We start from the raw sequence: 6853 nt of genomic DNA on the forward strand, positions 1-6853 counted from the left end.
GGCGGGGATGGTTTTGTAAAGATGCCGAAAAAAGAAAAGCCGCCCCGCCAGGGTAGGCAGAGCGGCTTCGTCGGTGCACGTTAAAGAGGCGCTTGTGTTACTTCGGCAGGTCGCCTACCATATCCTCCGGCTTCAGCCACTCGTCGAACTGCTCGGCCGTGAGGTAGCCCAACTGCAAGGCAGTTTCCTTGAGCGTAGAACCGTTTTTGTGAGCCGTTTGGGCAATTTCAGCGGCTTTGTAGTAGCCAATATACGGATTCAGGGCCGTTACCAGCATCAGCGACGAATCGACGTGCTTCTTGATGTTGGCCTCAATGGGCTCGATGCCCACGGCGCACTTATCGTTAAAAGACACGCACACATCACCAATTAGGCGGGCCGAATGCAGGAAATTGTAGATCATCACCGGCTTGAACACATTCAGCTCGAAGTGACCCATGGAACCGCCTACGGTGATGGCTACGTCGTTGCCCATTACCTGGGCCGCTACCATCGTCATGGCTTCGCACTGGGTAGGGTTCACCTTGCCCGGCATGATGCTGGAGCCAGGCTCGTTGTCGGGGATGTGCAACTCGCCAATGCCAGCGCGCGGGCCGCTGCTGAGCATACGCACGTCGTTGGCAATCTTCATCAGCGCCACCGCCACGGTTTTCAGGGCGCCGTGAGCTTCTACGATGGCGTCGTGAGCAGCCAGAGCCTCAAACTTATTTTCGGCCGTCACGAAGGGTAGGCCTGTGAGATCGGCAATGTGCTTGGCCACATTCTCGGAGTAGCCAGCGGGCGTGTTGATGCCTGTGCCTACGGCCGTGCCGCCTAGCGCCAGCTCCGAGAGGTGGGCCAGCGTGTTCTTAATAGCCCGCAGGCCATGGTCGAGCTGCGACACATAGCCCGAAAACTCCTGGCCCAGCGTGAGCGGCGTGGCGTCCATGAAGTGCGTACGGCCGATTTTCACCACGTGCATAAACTTCTCCGACTTCGCTTTCAGCGTGTCGCGCAGCTTCTCAATGCCGGGAATGGTGGTTTCAACCAGAATCTGGTAGGCGGCAATGTGCATGGCCGTCGGGAACGTGTCGTTGCTCGACTGCGACTTGTTTACGTCGTCGTTCGGGGCCAGCACTTTTTTCTCGTCGGTGAGGCTGCCGCCTTGCAGCACGTGGCCACGGTAGGCTACTACCTCGTTCATGTTCATGTTAGACTGCGTGCCCGAGCCCGTTTGCCACACCACCAGCGGAAACTGGTCGGCCAGTTCACCGGCCAGGATTTCGTCGCACGCTTTGGCAATTAGTTCGGCCTTGTCGGCGGGTAGCACACCGGCATCGCGGTTGGTGAAAGCCGCGGCTTTTTTGAGGTAGGCAAAAGCCCGAATGATTTCCTTGGGCATCCGGTTGATGTCCTGGGCAATCTGGAAATTCTCGATAGAACGCTGCGTCTGAGCGCCCCAATAGGCATCAACGGGAACCTGCACAGTGCCCATGGTATCCTTCTCGGTACGAAACTGCATAAAAGCTGAATAGCTAGGTGGAGAATTGATTACGGGGTAAAAGTACGCAACGGCAACCACCCGCCACGGTTACATCCCGACCATTTGCCACAAAGCTGCGTACAATCATTCAGCGTGATTTCACTTTGATGCGCGTGGGTGAGAACCCCTATCTTCTTAGAACAACTAGGAAAGATGGTCAGTAACCCGACCTCATCAGAAACAACGCTACCCTTGCCGCAACATGGGCTTGCAAGGACCATGTTGCCGCATATCTATCAACATCACACCCAAATCAAGCACAGCATCCATGAGTCAGCATCCCATCAACAACGACCAAGAAAACGAAAAATCTACTGCTGCTGCCAACGGAGTAGTAGGTAATACCACCCACGAAGACGACTCGTACATTAAAGCACCCGAAGGCGTGCTGAGCGACTATAGCGACGTAGAAGTAGAAGTGGAAAAGCGGGACCTACCCGAAACCCATACGCCCGGCAGCGCCACTACTCCCGAAAACGGCGGCGGCTATAGCGGCTAGGTAGCACGTTGCTTTCATTCTTAAAAAAAGCCACCTGGAAAATTATTCCAGGTGGCTTCTTTGTGTCTATCAATGCTCTTCTAATCGGAAAGGAATACTGATACGTACTGGATGCGCTACCCGACGGCCATTGCGAATGGCCGGAAACCACTTTGGCCCCTCGCGCAGTAGCCGCATGGCTTCGGTGTCAATTTCCTCTGATACCCGGCGTAGCACTTTAACGTCTTGCACTGTTCCATCGGTAGCTACTGTGAAGCTTAGCTGCACGGTACCTTCCTTCCGGTCTTCCAAAGCTTTCATAGGGTAGTCCAACGAGTCCTTCAGATACTGCTTGAACGCTGGATACCCACCCGCAGGTAGAGCATCTACAGCTACTGGGGCAGGCGCCTTTTCGCGACGCACCATCACTACCTCATTTAGCTGCTGAGAATCGGGCGTCAGGGCCAACGTAAGTTGTACAACCGTATCCTGATTTAATGGCTGCTGACGCGCTAGAAAGCCGAGGGATGATACTTGCACCTGCGCGACAGGTTTGGGCACGCGCAGGGAAAACGTACCGTCGGCAGCTGTGGCTGTGCTAGCGGCAGCACCGGAAGCTTGCACGGTAGCACCGGGTAGGGGCTGTCCTTGTGTATCGGTGATGCGGCCACGTATTAAGCGCGTTGCTTCTACTGCCGAATCAGATTGGGGTAGCAGTTGATCAGCTGTATTCGATAGCACCGCAGCCGAACGAGCCAGGGTAGGAACATCGGCTGCCACTGCTGGTTCCGATGAACTGGCGGCACTTAGCACGGCCAGCGTCTCATCACCGTCTGTTACCCTGCTGTTAGTGAGGGCAACCTTACGGCGATTCGCCGTCATCTGCGCGGCAGGTCTCAGTGCTCTTACTTGTTTTACCTGTTTTGAAGCTACCGCAGACACGCTAGCAACAGCCTGCTCTGTTGCTGCTGCGGCAGGTAGGGTTAGTTTTGGTACAATGGGTCGTATTTTGGCAATAGCTGGCGCAGAAGTTACTTCTAGTTGCCGTTGTTGCGTACCAATCCAAAGTGCTGAACTCAGCATTAATACTAGTGCTGCCGCGGCTGCCATCGGCCGCCAGGGCCATACGGTTCGTGTAGCAGCTTCCGGCTGCCCAACTCGCGCTTGCAGGCGCTCCCGCAGCCCAGCTATAGCGTGGTCAGTGGTATCGGCATCAGACAGCATCAAACCATCCAAAATATCAGCACAACGGCTGCATATCAGCGTGTGCGCTTCTACCCTATGCTGTTCCGTAGTTGACAACGTGCCGGCTGCATACTGCTGCAACAACGGCAGCGGCAAATGCCCTTCCGTTGGATTGGCGTAAGATATGCGAGGCAAGTCAGCGGCGGACATCGGGGGTAGCAGTAGGCGGAGCCGTAGACTCCAAATAACGTTTCAGGTTGCGCTTGCCATTTTGCAGATAGCTTTTCACCTGTTTCAGATCAAAGCCAGTCTCAGCGGCAATATCACGATAGCATTTCTTTTCCAGAAAGAATAACTCCAAACAACGGCGCTGCTCCGAGGGCAAATCTATTAACGCCTGTTCCAGTGCTTGCAAGCGTTCTTCAGTTAGGTAAGCATCGGTATCTTCCTCTGGTAGATGCCAATGCGCGGCTGATTCCATACCTGCTGCATCCGGAAAATGCACGACCAGTGGGCCACCCGCCGCTGGGCCAGCTCGTTGTTGTGCTCGCAAAATCATTAGACAATGATTGCGAACCGTAGCATACAGCCACGCAGGGAAATTGCTTACCTCATGCTGACGCAGCTTTACGACCAACTGTTCGAACAATTGCATTACGGCGTCTTCTGCTTCCTCATCGGGCCGGAGGTAACGCCTGCAAATAGCGAATACTTCTGCTAGATACCGGTCGTAAAGTGTTCCTAGATCAGCTACATCACCGCTAACTCTGTAACGATGCAGCAATTCCTTATCGGAAAGCGAAGCAGGCAACGTGGAGTGACGACGAAAAAACATACAAGGACCAATGGCGCAGCAAGGACTCTAAGCTACTCATTCCAACACGGGTAGAAAAAGCGCCGCGTGCCATCATGTAATTGGCCGTTATTTTCCTTGTGTCTGCCGCGCACGCATCTGCTCTTGCATCGAACGTTTCTTCAATTGGTACTGCTTAAACTGTTCTGGTGTTAAAGCAGCCTTCAATTGGCTTTCAGACGAAGTATTGATGCGCTTCAGTTCCGTGAGTAAGGCTGTGCGGTTATTGGCGTTCTTCTGTTGCGCGTCCTTCACTTGCTCTACTGTAGACGAAAGGATAGCTCGAACGCGTACTTGCTGATCAGGCCGCAACTGCAATTCCTCCGTCATCACATCTGTTAGATCACGCGCCCTAGCAGCAGACACTCCAATAGGCGCTGCAGACTTAGATGCAGATGTAGTAGGAGACGATTCAACTACAGTAGTGGTCTTTGCCTTATTGCGTCGAGCGCAACCAAACGTCAGCGATGAAAGAACTGCCAACGCCAGAAGAGTACGGGGAACAGACATACAAAGGAAATAATAGTGTGCTCCACATACGTGAAACTTCCTGCTTGTGGTTATTCCCACTCCCTATGTATGGTCATCAAGGAGTAATCAAGATAGACGACAGCCTGTATCTTTCCGCCGGCTTATAGGAGCATAAACGAGGGAGGCCCCGGCCGCATCCCCGCTAGTGGTGGGGACGCAGGGCCGGGGCCTCGCTGCTGATAAGTTGGCGGCGACCTACTCTCCCGCCGGTGAAGGCAGTACCATGGGCGCTCCGGGGCTTAACGACTCTGTTCGGAATGGGAAGAGGTGAACACCCGGGCTACAGCCACCATTACTGGTGTGGTTGGCTCGTGTTCGTGAGCACAACAACTAAAATCGTTGACGCAGGTAACGGGTAAGAAGAAGTGAAGTGAAGCTTGGTTTGCAGAAGCGCTCGAGTCATTAGTACGCCTCAGCTCGACTATTTCTAGCCTTAGACCTGGCGCCTATCCACGTGGTCGTCTACCACGACTCTTCTATTGGGAGATCTCATCTTCAGGTGAGTTTCGCACTTAGATGCTTTCAGCGCTTATCTCATCCCAGCGTCGCTACCCGGCGCTGCAGCTGGCGCCACAACCGGTGCACGAGCGGCTGGTCCATCCCGGTCCTCTCGTACTAAAGACAGGTCCTGTCAAATCTCCAACGCCCACCACAGATAGGGACCGAACTGTCTCACGACGTTCTGAACCCAGCTCGCGTGCCACTTTAATCGGCGAACAGCCGAACCCTTGGGACCTTCTCCAGCCCCAGGACGTGACGAGCCGACATCGAGGTGCCAAACCTCCCCGTCGATATGAGCTCTTGGGGGAGATCAGCCTGTTATCCCCGGCGTACCTTTTATCCTTTGAGCGATGGCCCTTCCATGCGGAACCACCGGATCACTATATCCGTCTTTCGACCCTGCTCGGCTTGTAGGCCTCACAGTCAAGCCCGCTTCTACTATTGCGCTCTACAGCCGGTTACCAAGCGGCCTGAGCGGACCTTTGAAAGCCTCCGATACTCTTTTGGAGGCGACCACCCCAGTCAAACTACCCACCAGCCACTGTTTCCGTTTCCAGATTAGGCACCGACGAACACAAGGGTGGTATTTCAACGTTGACTCCCCGATACCTAGCGATACCGGCTCACAGTCTCCCACCTATCCTACACATGTGTTAGCCAGCGTCAATGGCAAGCTATAGTAAAGGTGCACGGGGTCTTTCCGTCCCGTGGCGGGTACTCGGCATCTTCACCGAGACTACAATTTCACCGAGCTCACGGCTGAGACAGCGCCCAGATCGTTACACCATTCGTGCAGGTCGGAACTTACCCGACAAGGAATTTCGCTACCTTAGGACCGTTATAGTTACGGCCGCCGTTTACCGGGGCTTCGATTCAGACCTTCGCCTTGCGACTAAGTCCCCCTCTTAACCTTCCGGCACCGGGCAGGTGTCAGGCCTTATACTTCCGCTTACGCGTTCGCAAAGCCATGTGTTTTTGTTAAACAGTCGCCTGGGCCTTTTCACTGCGGCTTCTTGCATTGCTGCAAGGAAGCGTCCCTTCTCCCGAAGTTACAGGACCATTTTGCCGAGTTCCTTGGCCGTGATTCACTCGAGCCCCTCAGGATGCTCTCCTTGACTACCTGTGTCGGTTTGCGGTACGGGTTATCTTACAGTAAACGCTTAGTAGGTTTTCTTGGCAGTCTGGTTAGGTAGACTATCCCATTGGCCGAAGCCGCTAGGTACTATCAGGTTTCGACAAAGTCGGCGGATTTACCTACCAACCCTATATCTACACCCTTCAACGGGCACTTCCGTCCGCCCGCGCTACTTTCACTCCTGCGTCACTACATCACTCCATAAAATAAGTGCTGGAATATCAACCAGCTGTCCATCGACGTAGCCTCTCGGCCTAGCCTTAGGTCCCGACTAACCCTGCTCCGATTAGCGTTGAGCAGGAAACCTTAGTCTATCGGGGGGCGGGTTTCGCACCCGCCTTATCGTTACTCATGCCTACATTTGCTTTTCTAGCTGCTCCAGCAACCCTGACAGGTCACCTTCACCGCGGCTAGAATGCTCCCCTACCACTTACGCTGAGCGTAAATCCATCGCTTCGGTACCGGACTTGATGCCCGCGTATTATCGATGCCCTCTCGCTCGACCAGTGAGCTGTTACGCACTCTTTAAAGGAATGGCTGCTTCCAAGCCAACCTCCTGGCTGTCAAAGCAAGTGGACCTCCTTTGTTCAACTTAGTCCGAATTTAGGGACCTTAGCGGATGGTCTGGGTTCTTTCCCTCTCGGCCGG

5 protein-coding genes, 2 rRNA genes and 1 pseudogene (1 of these 8 only partly in view) are annotated in these 6853 nt (G+C 54.3%); 1 reads left to right on the forward strand and 7 read right to left on the reverse strand.

What is annotated here, in order from left to right; genetic code table 11:
- Positions 1-97 precede the first annotated feature (97 nt).
- Positions 98-1501: a class II fumarate hydratase gene (gene fumC / locus J4D97_RS06440; protein WP_208306853.1), complete on the reverse strand. Its 1404-nt coding sequence runs from the start codon at positions 1499-1501 to the stop codon at positions 98-100.
- A gap of 289 nt (positions 1502-1790) precedes the next feature.
- Between fumC and J4D97_RS06445 the strand changes: the two genes are divergently transcribed.
- On the forward strand, positions 1791-2021 hold the full coding sequence (locus J4D97_RS06445) for a hypothetical protein (RefSeq protein WP_185281812.1): 231 nt from the start codon (positions 1791-1793) through the stop codon (positions 2019-2021).
- A gap of 69 nt (positions 2022-2090) precedes the next feature.
- On the opposite strand, the gene J4D97_RS23475 is transcribed toward J4D97_RS06445, so the two are convergent.
- The 6 genes and pseudogenes from J4D97_RS23475 to J4D97_RS06470 all read right to left on the reverse strand — a co-directional run.
- Complete coding sequence (locus tag J4D97_RS23475) at positions 2091-2882, reverse strand: TonB family protein (RefSeq protein ID WP_243900169.1); 792 nt, start codon at positions 2880-2882, stop codon at positions 2091-2093.
- A gap of 372 nt (positions 2883-3254) precedes the next feature.
- Positions 3255-3395, reverse strand: a pseudogene (locus tag J4D97_RS23960) (zf-HC2 domain-containing protein); the annotation flags it as partial.
- On the reverse strand, positions 3382-4020 hold the full coding sequence (locus J4D97_RS06455) for an RNA polymerase sigma factor (protein WP_208306855.1): 639 nt from the start codon (positions 4018-4020) through the stop codon (positions 3382-3384). The gene J4D97_RS06455 and the pseudogene J4D97_RS23960, both read right to left, overlap by 14 nt.
- 87 nt (positions 4021-4107) lie before the next feature.
- On the reverse strand, positions 4108-4548 hold the full coding sequence (locus J4D97_RS06460; protein WP_208306856.1) for a hypothetical protein: 441 nt from the start codon (positions 4546-4548) through the stop codon (positions 4108-4110).
- 203 nt (positions 4549-4751) lie between these two features.
- Positions 4752-4863 (reverse strand): 5S ribosomal RNA (gene rrf / locus J4D97_RS06465).
- Between the two features lie 88 nt (positions 4864-4951).
- A 23S ribosomal RNA gene (locus tag J4D97_RS06470) occupies positions 4952-6853 on the reverse strand; it runs 1005 nt beyond the window's last position.

It is taken from the genome of Hymenobacter defluvii (assembly GCF_017589435.1).
GTDB classification, from domain to species: Bacteria; Bacteroidota; Bacteroidia; order Cytophagales; family Hymenobacteraceae; genus Hymenobacter; species Hymenobacter profundi.

What these genes read in the sequence shown, in the direction of transcription:
- J4D97_RS06460 (WP_208306856.1), bottom strand. Translation starts at nt 4,548, where the DNA reads ATGTCTGTTCCCCGTACTCTTCTGGCGTTGGCAGTTCTTTCATCGCTG.
- J4D97_RS06455 (WP_208306855.1), bottom strand. Translation starts at nt 4,020, where the DNA reads ATGTTTTTTCGTCGTCACTCCACGTTGCCTGCTTCGCTTTCCGATAAG.
- J4D97_RS06445 (WP_185281812.1), top strand. Translation starts at nt 1,791, where the DNA reads ATGAGTCAGCATCCCATCAACAACGACCAAGAAAACGAAAAATCTACT.
- J4D97_RS23475 (WP_243900169.1), bottom strand. Translation starts at nt 2,882, where the DNA reads ATGACGGCGAATCGCCGTAAGGTTGCCCTCACTAACAGCAGGGTAACA.
- fumC (WP_208306853.1), bottom strand. Translation starts at nt 1,501, where the DNA reads ATGCAGTTTCGTACCGAGAAGGATACCATGGGCACTGTGCAGGTTCCC.